Genomic DNA, 12,888 nt, shown 5'->3' with positions numbered 1-12,888 from the left:
ACCATCGAAAAAGATATTAGGAGGAGTGTTGCCAAGAGTTTTTACGGAGTATAGTGTATAAATTTATGAATAAGGCAGATAGCCCTAGAGAACAAATAGGATTCAAAGTGTCAAATGAAAATAAATACTAATTAATTGAATGATAATATGATTACCCGAAAAATCTGCGTACCTTCGCGCAAATTTTATGAAGAAGATCGTTGATTACAGAAAGTTATTGGGTGTACAGAAGGATGCCGAATTAAAAGAATTAAAAACCATTTACAGGGGTTTAATGAAAGATTGGCACCCTGACAAGTTTCAGGATAGCGAAGAAGCTAAAATAGAAGCAGAAACCAAAAGCAAAGAAATTATTGAAGCTTATCATTTTCTGGTTAGTATTGCTCCGGAAACCTTGGCGCTTTCATTGGATGAATATACTCAAACTACTGCTACTTGCGGTATTGCTGATTATAACTGGGCAGGTTTAATACTAACTGTTCATTTCCTTGATGGTAGTGCTTATGAATATTTTGGCGTACCTAAAGCTGTTTATGTGAAATTAGTAAATGCTGATTCTCCCGGTAGATTTGCACGCAGACATATCTTTGGATCTTTCCCTTACAGAAACATAGTAAAACTGGAAACAGCTTAAGCTAAAACTTATATCGATTTATAGAGATCGCTAACCTGAGCATAAAAGTGCTAATGGTGTAGCGATTTTTGCTTTTTAAACGTTTTATATATATAACTTAAAGCATGGATATGAAAGTGTATTTTTTGGCAATAATTACTTTTATTACGGTAGGCTTTTATGCCTGCGAAAAGCAAAAGTCTGATCCAAATATCGAGCAAAAGCTAATTGGGAAATGGGATCTTAAACTTTCAAGTGGCGGTTTTGCCGGTCAAACTAAACCCGTCGAAGACGGTAAAAGCTCAGTTTTAGTATTTAAATCTAAAGATACTTATCAGCGGATTGAAAATGGAAAGCTGGTTAAAGAAGGGAAATACGTGCTTTCAAAAGCAAAAAGCATTTATTCCGGACAGCTTGAAACAGCAATATCATTTAACGAAGTTGATACCATTTCTAAAGAGCAAAGGAAATATATATTGGGCTTAAGAAGTGATTCTTTACTGATCAGCGATAATTATTATGATGGTTATAGTATGCTTTATCTGAGGGTAAAATAATTCAATTTACTTTTATATCTTAGTTCCATACTATGGAACAATTCGATATACCTGGCTAWWAAAYRRWGGAAATGACTATTGATGCTGCTAAAGCGCAAGTCACTTCCATTGTTTATTTTATCCCCTTTGTTATTTTATTTGGGCCACTTTATTATTTTTTGTGGAGTGATGGAACACTTGGCATATTTAAAAATTTATTTCCAAAGGAGATGAATGGTTTGATGACAAGCGCAATCATGATTTTGGTATTACTTATAGGAATTGTACTCCACGAATTAATTCATGGGATAACATGGTGCCTGTTTGCAAAGGAAGGATTTAAGTCGATTAAATTCGGAGTAATCTGGAAAGCAGTTACGCCATATTGCCACTGTAAAGAACCTTTAAAAGTAAAACACTATATGATAGGTACTATTATGCCTGCCTTATTGTTGGGGATACTCCCTACAATTTTGGCTTTAATTACCGGAAATATTCAGCTTTTTGCATTTGGTATGTTCTTTACCATGGCTGCCGGAGGTGATTTTATGATTATAAATATGATTAGAAAGTTGGATATGGAAACGTTAGTCCAAGATCATCCATCTAAGATCGGATGTATTGTTTATAAAACCATATAGTACCAAATTTTGTATAGTATTTAATAAACCATCAATTTAAATTATAGTCATGAAAAAATCAGCACTTTATTTAGCACTTATAGCTTTGCCTTTGGCATTTAGCTGCAATCAGGGAGGAGATAAAAGCTCGGAACTGAAAGATAGTACAATGATTGATACCGCAGATGCTCCAGTCAGTAATGAATGTTTCATTGCTGTTGATGGTGTAGATACTGCACATTTAAATGTAATAACTTCTAAATTAGGAAAAGTTACCGGTGGTTTGGTTATAAAATATCATGAGAAAGCAACTAATGACGGTTTAATCGACGGAAAGTTTAGAGGGGATACCTTATTTGTTGATTATACCTTTAAAATAGGCGAAAATAAAACCATTTATAAAAACCCACTTGCACTTTTGAAAAAAGATGGCAAGCTGGTGCTGGGTGTTGGTCAGATTGAAACATCTTTAGGAAGATCATATTTTGTAAAGGGGAAACCGATTAACTTTGAAAGAGGCAGGTTTACTTTTGCGCCTACAGAATGTAAGTAGGATATAAACGAAAGCGCCCGAATCATGATCATGATTCGGGCGCTTTCGTTAAATTGCTCTTATAATTGAATTATAAAGTACGGATTTTGATGTTTCTCCACTGGCTAGAGCCTGGGTGTTCTTGTAAAGCGATTTTGCCTTTTGCAACTTTAGCAAAGTCTGCGAAGTCTTTGTTCTTAAACTTGCTGTTAGCAATCATAGCTTTCCACTCTTCGCTTCCTATCTGACCTTCAAATGTTTTGATACCATTTAACCAGAAAGTAAGGTGTCCTTTATCCTGAATCAGTCTAACTTTATTCCATTCGCCAACTGGTACTGGTTTAGAAACAGTTGAATCGCCAGACATGTCATACAGACAACCTGCAAGGTGGTTTTGTTTTTTGTTATCGCTTGCATCGATGTTATCTAATACCTGCATTTCAGGGCCGGTAAGATAAGTAGCGCCGTATTTAGGGTCTTCCTGGATATCAAATATGATTCCGCTGTTTCCGCCTTTAGAGATTTTCCATTCCAGGTTCAACTCATAGTTTTCATATATCCCATCAGTAACAAGATCGCCTCCACCGGTAGGTTGGGTAGGATCAAAAACTATTGCCCCATCTTTTACCTGCCATTTTGCGCCCACTTCTTTTTTAAGATAAGTATGCCAGCCTTTTGTAGTTGTACCGTCAAATAATAATTTCCAGCCTGCTTTTTTTTCTTCTTTTGAGAGCGTATTAGGTGTTTGAGCCATTGCACTGGTAAAGAAGAGTGCAGAGGCTGCTAAAACTATTAATTTTCTTTTCATGAGTTTTTCTTTTGAGTACGCTAATATAAGAATTAGCTTAAATAATCGAGTCTGTACTTTAAATTTATCAAAGTCTTTACATTTTGTGATGAATGCCGTTGTATAATTAAAAACACTGGACGAGCTAATCTGTTGTAGTTGTTGTAACGTATATGTTTCAATAATTACCCCATGAAACTAGTCTGTCTGATCGTAGTTTTTTATTTAACAGGTATTGAAACTGTAATTCCACAAACTGTAAATTCAGCGACAAGGGATTCGTTGATTACACGCAGATATTTGCGTAATAGGGAATATAGCGATATTTATAAGGAAAATGGCGATTTGTCGTACATCTCGCCAAGAGGCGAACTTGCCGGACCGGTAAAGTATATTATTAATGGCAGGGTTACCAAAACGTACATGATACTTGCAATACCTGAATCGCCTGTGGCTTTTGCTATAGTGCCCGATTTTACGGTTAAAGTAATTGACGAGAAATCTTCTGGTGTAAGAACTCCGAGTTTAAAACTGGGAGGAACTTTATATTTCAGGCTTAGTAAGTCTGTCAGTAATTACAAATATGCAACTCTAAAATTCACTCATCATTCAAACGGGCAAGATGGCGAGGCCTTAAATAGCAATGGTACAATAAACACCCACGATGGTAATTTTAGCACCAATTATCTTACTATTGGATATAATTCAGGCAGAAAAACCAGGGCGTTGAATGCCGTTTCCTATTCATTAAATCATTATGGCGGTTTTGAGTGGCATAAATGGTTTCATTATGAAAAGGCGCTTAGAAATGATTATGGCTTTACAAGAGTTATCTATGATTTTTCACTTCGCAGATATGTTAGACAGAAAGAGAACTGGCGTGCAGAGGTTGGAATGAATTATGCCGTAAATGCAATGCAGAATTATGATGCTTTTTCAATAAAGAAACGCATTAATACTGAGGCCTCATTTAATTATAGCTTCCCCTTTATGAATAATGTGTTTTTAATGGCTGCTATGGGCTATTATGGCGAGGATCCGTATAACATCTATTACCGAAATAAGTATAGTTATTTCCGTTTGGGTGTATCTTCGGGGCTGTAAGTGCCGTAGCTGCGTGTCTTATTTTATGAAGTTATTGTAAAGGCAATTGATGCTTTCTATTAATATGCTATTGAAACCATTGGTATAAGAAGTATTGGAGCCATTTGTGATGACCACGATCCCAAATTTTTCTTTTGGGTGGAAAAACATTGCGCTGTAAAGGCCATAAGCAGAACCGGTATGTCCGGTCATGTGTTTCCCGGGAATCAGATTGTCGACATTAGTCATTGCAAGTCCATAGCCCTCTTCCTCCGAAATTTTTGTTTGCATTACTTTAGCACTCTTTTTAGAGATGATTTTTACGCGCTTATAATTGCCCTGATTCATGTGCATAGTCATGTATTTTGCAAGATCAGTAGCTGATATTTTCATCCCTCCGGTAGGAGAGAATGCGGGAGTGCTGTATCCCATAACGTAGTTTTTTATCTCCTCTGTGCGTGGTGCATAGGCTGAAGGGTCTGCCGCAAAAGTTTTTGCAACGGAATCATATTCATATAAGGTTGTAAACAAGCTTTTGTCTAGTGAGTCTACACAGTAACCCCCATATAGTTTTAAAGGATCTAATATATGATGTTTTACATATTGATCAAATCGTTCTCCTGATAGCTTTTCTATTACCGCACCCACCATATTGAAATTCAGATTGCAGTATCTATATCCTTTTCCAGGTTCATAATCATTGTAGCATTTTTCCCAGTTGGGACCTTTTTCGGGGTTGATAACATCAAGATTAAAATAGCCTTGACTATCGTTTATACTAGAGGTGTGGGAGAGTACCATTTTTAGGGTGATAACGGTTTCAGGATATTTCGGGTTCCTTACCTTGAAACCTACGAGTTTGCTGAAATCATCATTTAAAGACAGCTTTCCAGCTTCCGCAAGCTGCATAATAGAGGTGGCAGAGAAGGATTTTGAAATTGAGGCTATTCTGAAGATGTCTTTATCGGTAAGTGGTGTGCTGGTTTCAGTGTTTTTAAGGCCAAATGAATGTGTGTAAATGATATCACCATTTTTTACTACAGCAACAGAGAGCCCTATGGCCTCTTGTTTTTTCATGATGGCTTTTAGCTCGGCCTCTGCCTTAGCAGCTTGACCGAAGCTGTACTTACTGGCACAGATGATTAAAATTGCTGTAAGAAAATGTTTTAAGCAGGTTGGTTTTCTCATAGTCTGGGAGTCAATTTTTGAAAACAAGGTAGAGATAATTCTGATTAATTTCTAAATTGCCGGCATGATCGATTATAAGATAGCAGCAGCAAAGGCGGCCCTGCCTTTTATTAAAATAGGCCAGATTGTAGGTTTGGGTGCAGGAACAACGGTGGCTCACCTGGTGGATATGGTGAAACAGGATGAGGATTTGGTTGCAGGTGTTACTTTTACTTCGTCGTCTTTTAAAACCACTGCTTATTTGCAGCAATGCGGATTAAAGGTGCAATCACCAGCGTTACTTAAAAAAATAGATGTTTATTTTGATGGCTGCGATCAGTTTGATGAAAGGTTAAATGCTTTAAAAAGCGGAGGTGGTATTCATACTACTGAAAAAATATTGGCATCCACGGCTGCGGATTTCATATTGATAGGAGATGAGGGGAAATTTGTAGCGAAATTGGATGCTACTTATCCTTTGGTGTTGGAGATATTACCTCAGGCTTTGCAAATGGTACTGGGAAGATTGTCGTTTGAGTTTCCCGGAGCAGCCATAAAGCTACGTATGAGTACGCAAAAGGACGGTGCAGTTATTTCGGATAATGGAAATTTGCTGGCTGATGTTCACTTTGCAGAATTACCGGAACTAGAAAAACTTAACGTTCAGATTAAAATGATTCCTGGCGTTGTGGAGCATTCTTTGTTTTATGGAATAGCTACAAAAGCAATAATAGCAGGGAAAAATGGGATTAAGGTAATTATGCCGAGTGTGGCTCAACGTGTATAATTACATCTTTAATACTTAGATCTGAGGCCAGAAGCTCATCTTTAACCTGATGGGCTACCTGGTGGGCAGTAAATACATCAATGGTTCCATCTACTTCTATATGCATATCTACATAGTACTGTAGACCCATTTTTCTTACATAGCATTTTTCTACTTCTTTTACTTCGATGTGCTGAGCAGCTACCTCGATAATTTCTGCTATGAATTCTGGTGATGGGGCGGCATCCATAATTTCTGAAAATGCTGGACGGATGATCTTTATTGCATTATAAATGATGAATACGCAAGCCATTAATGCTGCCCAGTCGTCTGCTCCTTCATAGCCTTTACCTAATACAAGAGCAATTACAATTCCGATAAATGCTGCAATAGAGGTGATTGCATCGCTCCGGTGATGATAAGCATCTGCTTTTACGGCCTGACTGTTCAATCGTTTTCCGATTTTGAGTACATAGCGGAATAAAAGTTCTTTAGAGAGGATTACTACCAGCAATACAATTAAGGTATAGCTTTTAGGCAATCCGTGAGGTGTTCTGATATAATATATAGAATGATACCCAATCCAGCCTGCAGCAGCAATTAGAAAAAGCCCTATTAATACAGCAGCAATGGGCTCAGCCTTACCATGTCCGTAGGGATGTCCCTGATCGGCAGGGCGCTGAGCATATATAAGTGCCAGCCATAATAATCCTGAACTAACCACATCTGCACCAGACTCAGTGGCGTCTGCAATAAGTGCATAGGAATGGCCAAGATATCCTGAAAGACCCTTTACAAATATTAAAGCTATACTGATAATAATACCTAGCTGAGTAGTTCGTATGGCTTCTTTAGATGAGTTTTTTGATGATAATTCCATTGCAATAATAATGTAACGCTAAAACTAATGCTGATGTTTTAACAGGGGCGCAAAAATAGCTTTTTGAATGCAGGTGTGTTGTATATTTTTGAATAAATTATCATCAAGAGTAGTTTAAGCATTTAATACTGCTAAAGGTGGAGTATTTAATACTTTTCTGCTGCTCAATACACCTGTGAGTACTACCAGAAAGCAGATTAGGATAAACAGCAATAGGATTGGTAACAGCGAGGGCGTAAAGCTGGTGTCGAAGCTAAATACAGCCAGCAGCCAACACCCCCCAAGAGCAAGAATTATTCCTGCGCCGGCAGAAAATGCTCCTAGAAATAAGTATTCTATGGCCGTAATTACAAGGATCTGTTTTCGACTGGCTCCTAAGGTTCTGAGCAGTACGCTTTCTCTTAATCGCTGGCCCCTGCTTGTCAGCACTGCAGAAATGAGTACTATCCAGCCGGTTGCCATGCTAAAAGCAGCCATAAACTGTATTACGAAACTTATTTTTGATAATAACTCATCTAAGGTCTTTAGTATAAGTCCCAGATCTATTACAGATACATTAGGGAATTTCCTTACCACAGCGCTTTGGAAGTTAGCCGAAACGTCATTCGAGGTAATTCGTGTCATCAAAACATGAAACTGCGGAGCATCCTCTAATACACCTGTAGGGAAAACAACCCTGAAGTTGGTTTGCATTCTTGCCCAGTTCACTTCTCTTAAACTTCCTACAACGGTAGGTATTAACAATCCCTGAACGTTAAAAACGATACTGTCGCCAACGCCCACATGGATGTTCCTGGCATAACCTTCTTCTAATGAAACATAGACCTTTTCTTCCGGTTTTGCTTTGCCCTGCCATACACCTTCAGTTACTTTTTCTGCCGAGGTCAGGGTGTCCTGGAAAGTTACCCTAAGCTCTCCTTGAAAAGCACGTTTGGAATCACCTGCAGTATCCTGAAGTGCTGTTTTCCCGTTGATTTTTTCAATTCTAATGGTTACAACTGGCACCTGGTTCATTACCGGTAATTTATAATCTCTGGTTAATGTGGCAATTGCTTCCTTTTGCTCATTTTGAATGTCGAACAGAATCATATTTGCCTGATTGGCGGCAGAGGATATGGTTACCCTTTTTATTAAAATGCCCTGTACAAAAAACAGTGTACAGATGAATGCTGCGGACAGGCCTATAGATACGGTAAGCATAAGGGTTTGGTTATTTGGCCGGTAGAGATTCGCAAACCCCTGCCTCCATAAATAACTTGAAGAAGCTGGTATGAGCCTTTTTACTGCCCACATTAAGAGCCTGGATAAAGCAAAAAGTAAGAGGAACGAGATTAAGATACTTCCGGTAAATACAGCTGCCTGCATCCAACTACTCATTTGAAATCTGGTAAATGCCAATACAAAAAGCAAGATGAGTAGGTACACGATCCATTTTAAGGGATCTCTGAGATCGTTTGATTTTTCAAACGAATGTCTGATGGCGTTTAATGGAGAGATAATGCGTACTGAAAGGAGTGACGGCAGGGTAAATAAAACTGAAATGACTAAGCCCAGCAGTACTCCTTGTCCGATGGCAAGCCATGAAATTTGGAGGGTAAGTTCTACGGGGATGAAATCTTTTAATACTATCGGTAATGCGAACTGTATAATTGTGCCCAATGCAGCACCTAAAACAGCACCAATAAATCCTATAAAAACAATTTGGATGAGGTAAATTAAAAAAGCCTCCCAAGCCTTTAGGCCAAGGCAGCGAAGGGTAGCTATAGAGTTAAGTTTCTCGCCAATATATACATGGATCGCGCTTCCAACACCTATACAGCCTAGTAACAGCGCAATAAAGCCTGAAAGTTCAAGGAATCTGCTTACGTCTCTGAATGATTTTCCGGTGCTTTCCTTTTTAGATTCTACAGTTTCTGTGTCGAGGTTTTCTTTATCAAGCAAGCGCTGGATTTTTTTTACCTGACCGGCTACGGCAGATGGTTTATTGTACCTGTAGTAATACTTGTATTGGATTCTGCTGCCTATTTTAGTTAATCCGGTTTGTTCAAGATACTTTAGCGGGATATAAACTACGGGTGCTACGGTAGCTGAGATTCCGGTTTGTCCGGGTGCCTTATCCAATATCCCGGCTATTAAGAAGTTAACTGAACCAATTTTAATAGAATCTCCGGGTTTGGAATTGAACTGCAGCATCACTGTTTTATCAACCAATGCCCTACGCTCTTGCTGAAAGGTTCTTGCTGCATTTACAGGGGTAGTTTCTATGGTTCCGTAAAATGGGTAATTGCCTTCAAGTGCGCGCACCTGTACCAATCTGCTGCCTTCATTTTTAAGGAAATAGATCATTGAAGCGAAGCTTCTTTCCGAAGCTTTTTCATTTCCCAGCGTATCTAGCACTGCTTGTGCTTTTGCACTTACTGGCTTGCGTGCCTGTATCACAAGGTCTGCCCCCGTTAGCATTTTGGCCTGATTGTCAATATCGCGTTGCATGTTATCCCTGAACGAATACACGGCTACTAAAGCTGCAATTCCCAGGATAATTGACGATACGAAAAGAAACAGTCGGGATTTATTGCGACGGGCATCACGCCAGGCCATTTTAAAAAGCCAGCCAATGTTTACGGATCTTTTAAGTGCGGAATTATCTTGTTGCATTTGGATCGTCTGAAATGATTACGCCACCTTTTATTTTTATTATCCTGTTTGTACGCATAGCCAGTTCCAGATCGTGTGTAACTATGATCAGCGTAGTTCTGGCATCCCTGTTCAGTTCAAACATTAGCTTTTCTATTTTTTCGCTGGTTTCTGCATCCAGATTACCTGTAGGTTCATCAGCAAAGAGTATAGCAGGTTTATTGGAAAATGCCCTTGCCAGCGAAACACGTTGCTGTTCGCCACCAGAAAGTTGTACCGGATAATGATGTGAGCGCTCTGCAAGACCTACTTTATCTAATAGGTCCATAGCATGTGCACGAATGTCTTTCTCGCCACGTAATTCCATTGGTACCATCACGTTTTCAAGCGCGGTAAGGGTTGGCATCAGCTGAAAGTTTTGGAATATAAAGCCTATGTAGCGGTTGCGTACCGCTGCCCGCTGATCTTCTGTGAGCTCATCTAGTTTTATGCCATTTAGCTTAACGGAGCCGGTAGTAGATCTGTCGAGCCCTGCGCAAAGTCCCAGAAGTGTAGTTTTACCACTGCCGGATGGACCTGTAATTGCAAGTGTAGAACCTCCTTCTACAGAGAAATTGACGTTGTTTAGGACAGTAAGTTCTTTTCCGGCACTTTTATATATTTTACTTACATTTTCAATGTGGAGTATGTTTTCTGAAGGCATATTATTAATAAATAGGTATTTTTACAGTTAAATATACGAGCCCTGACAAGTAAAGGCTAATTTTAGATTTATATTACATAGATATGTTACGTTTTAAAGCTTCAGCCCTGATCATACTATTGTCAATTGTATTGGCATCATGTGGAAATAATCAAAACAAAGAAACATTACAGGAGAAACCTACAGAGGCGGCACCTGTTGCTATCGAAGTTCCGGTTAAAGAGAAGAATATTTTATTCTTCGGTACAAGTTTAACAGCAGGATACGGATTAGAGCAAGGAGAGGCTTATCCGGAACTTTTACAGAAAAAACTGGACTCACTTAAACTTCCTTATAAAACAATAAACGGTGGACTAAGCGGAGAAACCTCTGCTGCAGGGAAAAACAGGATAGATTGGTTGCTAAAACAACCTATTGCTGTTTTTGTGCTTGAATTGGGCGCTAATGATGGCTTGCGGGGAATAGCGGTTAATGAAACTACTGCAAATTTGCAGACTATAATTGATAAGGTTAAAAAGAAATATCCTCAGGCTAAAATGATTTTAACCGGAATGGAAGTGCCGCCTAATATGGGGGCCAAGTATGCTTCGGATTTTAGAAATATGTTTAAAGTACTTGCAGCTAAAAATGAAATGGTTTTTCTGCCGTTTTTGCTGGAGGGAGTGGCGGGTATTCCTAAGCTAAATCAGAATGATGGTATTCACCCTACTGCTGAGGGACAAAAGATTGTGGCGGAAAACGTTTGGACGAAATTGAAAGGGGTGCTGTAATTAGTAAAGATTTTTTTTACTATCTTCATTATCTAATCAAATAGCAATAGTGTATGAACATAGTCGTTAAAATTTGGGTACGCAACCCTGAATGGTACTGTGATGAGTATAAAAATCCGGATGACCGAAAGGAATGGGAACAATTGAATGCCGCTAAAATTCCAAAACACTCTCATTGCGCCGCGTTTAAATTTTCTGAAGAAGTGACTGGCTATTCTAAAAAGGATACCAATACTTATGAGCTGACCATCTCTGCCGAAGATGAAGGCAATGAAAATTCGGCTGTTTTAGGTACGGTTTTATTAGAAGATGTTCATGTAACTGAATTTAAGCATGGGGAAGATAGTACCCCCGTTGTTATATCAAATGATATTATTCATGATATCGTTACCACTCAGAAAGAAAATGGGAAGCTCTGCTGGAATTATTTTCTTAAAGAAAACATAGCTATTTTAAATCTGGAATCCAATATCTGGCTATCTGCCGCTCACAAGGATCAAATTTTAAGGGAAGTTCCAGGCCTTATGCTTGCTTAAACTAATAGTAAAAGTCCATATGTTTAGCTAAAATATTTAGCTTTATAATTGTTTTGCTAATTTTATTGGCTTATTTTTGTCGTGACCTAAATTTATTTGTCATGAGGGAAGGGAAGCAAATAATTCATATGGATCAGGACGCATTTTTCGTGTCTGTAGAGTTAAAAAAGGATAGTAGTCTTATTGGAAAACCTGTAATTATTGGTGGCATGTCAGATCGTGGAGTAGTAACTTCATGTAGCTATGAGGCCCGAAAATTTGGAGTACATGCAGCGATGCCAGCCAGAATGGCAAAGATGCTGTGTCCGCATGGGGTTTTTATTAAAGGCAGTATGGATGCTTATTCTAAAGCATCTCATGAAATTACCGATATTATAAGGGAAAGGGTGCCCCTGTTTGAAAAAGCCAGTATTGATGAGCATTATATAGATATGACGGGCATGGATAGGTTTCATGGCTGTATGACTTATGCACATGAACTTCGGCAAACTATTATGAAGGAGTCGGGCTTGCCAATTTCTTTTGGGCTATCGGTAAATAAAACAGTTTCCAAGATGGCAACTAACGAATGTAAGCCCAGAGGTGAGAAGAATGTTGAAGCATCGGGTGTACAACCCTTTTTAAATCCCCTTTCAATCAGGAAAATTCCGGGACTGGGCGAAAAGACCTTTGTAAAGCTTAGTGATATGGGTATTAAGAAGATTTATACGCTGGCCCAGATCCACCCGGATCAGATGAATATGCTGATGGGTAAAAATGGGTTATCATTGCTTCAAAGAGCTAAAGGCATAGATAATAGTCCGGTAATTCCTTATGCCGAGCAGAAAAGTATTGGCACACAGTGTACATTTAAAGCGGATACCATAGATATAAACATGATCAACAACCTGCTTACTTCGATGGTAATGGATATTGCATTTCAGCTGAGAGAAAAAAAGAAACTTGCAGCCTGCATTACTGTAACGATTAGATATTCCAACTTTGAGGATGTTACCAAGCAAGCATCTATTCCTTACACCTCCCTTGATGGTACGCTTATTCAAAAAGCAAGGGAACTTTTTAAACAGGTATATACCAAGAGGATGTTGTTGCGACTTGTTGGTGTACGTTTATCTAGTCTGGTAAACGGGTTTGAACAAATAGATATGTATAGTGAATCGCAGGAGCAATATAGTCTGATGCAGGCAATGGACAGGATTCGCAAACGCTTTGGAGAAAAGGCAGTAACAAGGGCATCTGTGTTGAATATTGAGTTATAAGC

The 12,888-nt window shown here is 38.7% G+C and carries 14 protein-coding genes; 9 read left to right on the top strand and 5 right to left on the bottom strand.

The features are described from left to right. Positions 1 to 187: 187 nt before the first annotated feature. The 4 genes from N824_RS20375 (at position 188) to N824_RS20360 (ending at position 2,322) form a co-directional block, all read left to right on the top strand. Complete coding sequence (locus N824_RS20375) at positions 188 to 634, top strand: KTSC domain-containing protein (RefSeq protein WP_048906994.1); 447 nt, start codon at positions 188 to 190, stop codon at positions 632 to 634. Between the two features lie 110 nt (positions 635 to 744). After that, the gene (locus N824_RS20370; protein WP_152542417.1) at positions 745 to 1,170 is read left to right on the top strand and encodes a hypothetical protein; all 426 of its coding nucleotides are present in this window, start codon (positions 745 to 747) and stop codon (positions 1,168 to 1,170) included. Between the two features lie 71 nt (positions 1,171 to 1,241). Next, positions 1,242 to 1,790: a DUF3267 domain-containing protein gene (locus N824_RS20365; RefSeq protein WP_161662346.1), complete on the top strand. Its 549-nt coding sequence runs from the start codon at positions 1,242 to 1,244 to the stop codon at positions 1,788 to 1,790. Positions 1,791 to 1,839: 49 nt separating this feature from the next. Next, positions 1,840 to 2,322 carry a hypothetical protein gene (locus N824_RS20360; protein ID WP_048906991.1) on the top strand — a complete coding sequence of 161 codons (483 nt, stop codon included), beginning with the start codon at positions 1,840 to 1,842 and terminating at the stop codon, positions 2,320 to 2,322. A 70-nt stretch (positions 2,323 to 2,392) separates the two neighbouring features. Here the strand turns inward: N824_RS20360 and N824_RS20355 are convergent, their stop codons facing one another. Further along, positions 2,393 to 3,109 (bottom strand): DUF1080 domain-containing protein, encoded by a 717-nt coding sequence (locus N824_RS20355; protein ID WP_048906990.1) that lies wholly within the window; start codon positions 3,107 to 3,109, stop codon positions 2,393 to 2,395. Positions 3,110 to 3,280: 171 nt separating this feature from the next. Between N824_RS20355 and N824_RS20350 the strand changes: the two genes are divergently transcribed. Beyond that, the gene (locus N824_RS20350) at positions 3,281 to 4,192 is read left to right on the top strand and encodes a hypothetical protein (RefSeq protein WP_048906989.1); all 912 of its coding nucleotides are present in this window, start codon (positions 3,281 to 3,283) and stop codon (positions 4,190 to 4,192) included. Between the two features lie 18 nt (positions 4,193 to 4,210). Here N824_RS20350 and N824_RS20345 read toward each other — a convergent pair whose 3' ends face one another. After that, complete coding sequence (locus tag N824_RS20345) at positions 4,211 to 5,359, bottom strand: serine hydrolase (protein ID WP_048906988.1); 1,149 nt, start codon at positions 5,357 to 5,359, stop codon at positions 4,211 to 4,213. Between the two features lie 64 nt (positions 5,360 to 5,423). Here N824_RS20345 and rpiA point away from each other — a divergent pair, with 64 nt between their 5' ends. Next, positions 5,424 to 6,125, top strand: a complete 702-nt coding sequence (gene rpiA / locus N824_RS20340) for a ribose 5-phosphate isomerase A (protein WP_048906987.1) — start codon at positions 5,424 to 5,426, stop codon at positions 6,123 to 6,125. Here rpiA and N824_RS20335 read toward each other — a convergent pair. From N824_RS20335 to N824_RS20325, 3 genes are all read right to left on the bottom strand, one after another. After that, on the bottom strand, positions 6,097 to 6,984 hold the full coding sequence (locus N824_RS20335) for a cation diffusion facilitator family transporter (protein ID WP_048906986.1): 888 nt from the start codon (positions 6,982 to 6,984) through the stop codon (positions 6,097 to 6,099). The two genes, rpiA and N824_RS20335, sit on opposite strands and share 29 nt — an antisense overlap. A 114-nt stretch (positions 6,985 to 7,098) precedes the next feature. Beyond that, entirely contained in the window at positions 7,099 to 9,639 is a 2,541-nt protein-coding gene (locus tag N824_RS20330) for an ABC transporter permease (protein WP_048906985.1), read from the bottom strand. Further along, positions 9,626 to 10,321, bottom strand: coding sequence for an ABC transporter ATP-binding protein (locus N824_RS20325; protein WP_048906984.1), 696 nt, complete (start codon positions 10,319 to 10,321; stop codon positions 9,626 to 9,628). The genes N824_RS20330 and N824_RS20325 overlap by 14 nt, the downstream gene beginning before the upstream one ends. Positions 10,322 to 10,404: 83 nt before the next feature. On the opposite strand from N824_RS20325, the gene N824_RS20320 reads away from it, so the two are divergent. From N824_RS20320 to dinB, 3 genes are all read left to right on the top strand, one after another. Next, positions 10,405 to 11,091: an arylesterase gene (locus tag N824_RS20320; protein WP_048906983.1), complete on the top strand. Its 687-nt coding sequence runs from the start codon at positions 10,405 to 10,407 to the stop codon at positions 11,089 to 11,091. Between the two features lie 53 nt (positions 11,092 to 11,144). Further along, positions 11,145 to 11,627 carry a hypothetical protein gene (locus tag N824_RS20315; protein WP_048906982.1) on the top strand — a complete coding sequence of 161 codons (483 nt, stop codon included), beginning with the start codon at positions 11,145 to 11,147 and terminating at the stop codon, positions 11,625 to 11,627. Between the two features lie 101 nt (positions 11,628 to 11,728). Continuing rightward, positions 11,729 to 12,886, top strand: a complete 1,158-nt coding sequence (gene dinB / locus N824_RS20310) for a DNA polymerase IV (protein ID WP_048906981.1) — start codon at positions 11,729 to 11,731, stop codon at positions 12,884 to 12,886. Positions 12,887 to 12,888: the final 2 nt, after the last annotated feature.

The sequence above is a fragment of the Pedobacter sp. V48 genome (assembly GCF_000523515.1).
In the GTDB taxonomy this organism is placed as follows: Bacteria; Bacteroidota; Bacteroidia; order Sphingobacteriales; family Sphingobacteriaceae; genus Pedobacter.
This window is presented reverse-complemented; position numbering and strand designations above follow the sequence as displayed.

What these genes read in the sequence shown, in the direction of transcription:
- N824_RS20375 (WP_048906994.1), top strand. Translation starts at nt 188, where the DNA reads ATGAAGAAGATCGTTGATTACAGAAAGTTATTGGGTGTACAGAAGGAT.
- N824_RS20370 (WP_152542417.1), top strand. Translation starts at nt 745, where the DNA reads ATGAAAGTGTATTTTTTGGCAATAATTACTTTTATTACGGTAGGCTTT.
- N824_RS20365 (WP_161662346.1), top strand. Translation starts at nt 1,242, where the DNA reads ATGACTATTGATGCTGCTAAAGCGCAAGTCACTTCCATTGTTTATTTT.
- N824_RS20360 (WP_048906991.1), top strand. Translation starts at nt 1,840, where the DNA reads ATGAAAAAATCAGCACTTTATTTAGCACTTATAGCTTTGCCTTTGGCA.
- N824_RS20355 (WP_048906990.1), bottom strand. Translation starts at nt 3,109, where the DNA reads ATGAAAAGAAAATTAATAGTTTTAGCAGCCTCTGCACTCTTCTTTACC.
- N824_RS20350 (WP_048906989.1), top strand. Translation starts at nt 3,281, where the DNA reads ATGAAACTAGTCTGTCTGATCGTAGTTTTTTATTTAACAGGTATTGAA.
- N824_RS20345 (WP_048906988.1), bottom strand. Translation starts at nt 5,359, where the DNA reads ATGAGAAAACCAACCTGCTTAAAACATTTTCTTACAGCAATTTTAATC.
- rpiA (WP_048906987.1), top strand. Translation starts at nt 5,424, where the DNA reads ATGATCGATTATAAGATAGCAGCAGCAAAGGCGGCCCTGCCTTTTATT.
- N824_RS20335 (WP_048906986.1), bottom strand. Translation starts at nt 6,984, where the DNA reads ATGGAATTATCATCAAAAAACTCATCTAAAGAAGCCATACGAACTACT.
- N824_RS20330 (WP_048906985.1), bottom strand. Translation starts at nt 9,639, where the DNA reads ATGCAACAAGATAATTCCGCACTTAAAAGATCCGTAAACATTGGCTGG.
- N824_RS20325 (WP_048906984.1), bottom strand. Translation starts at nt 10,321, where the DNA reads ATGCCTTCAGAAAACATACTCCACATTGAAAATGTAAGTAAAATATAT.
- N824_RS20320 (WP_048906983.1), top strand. Translation starts at nt 10,405, where the DNA reads ATGTTACGTTTTAAAGCTTCAGCCCTGATCATACTATTGTCAATTGTA.
- N824_RS20315 (WP_048906982.1), top strand. Translation starts at nt 11,145, where the DNA reads ATGAACATAGTCGTTAAAATTTGGGTACGCAACCCTGAATGGTACTGT.
- dinB (WP_048906981.1), top strand. Translation starts at nt 11,729, where the DNA reads ATGAGGGAAGGGAAGCAAATAATTCATATGGATCAGGACGCATTTTTC.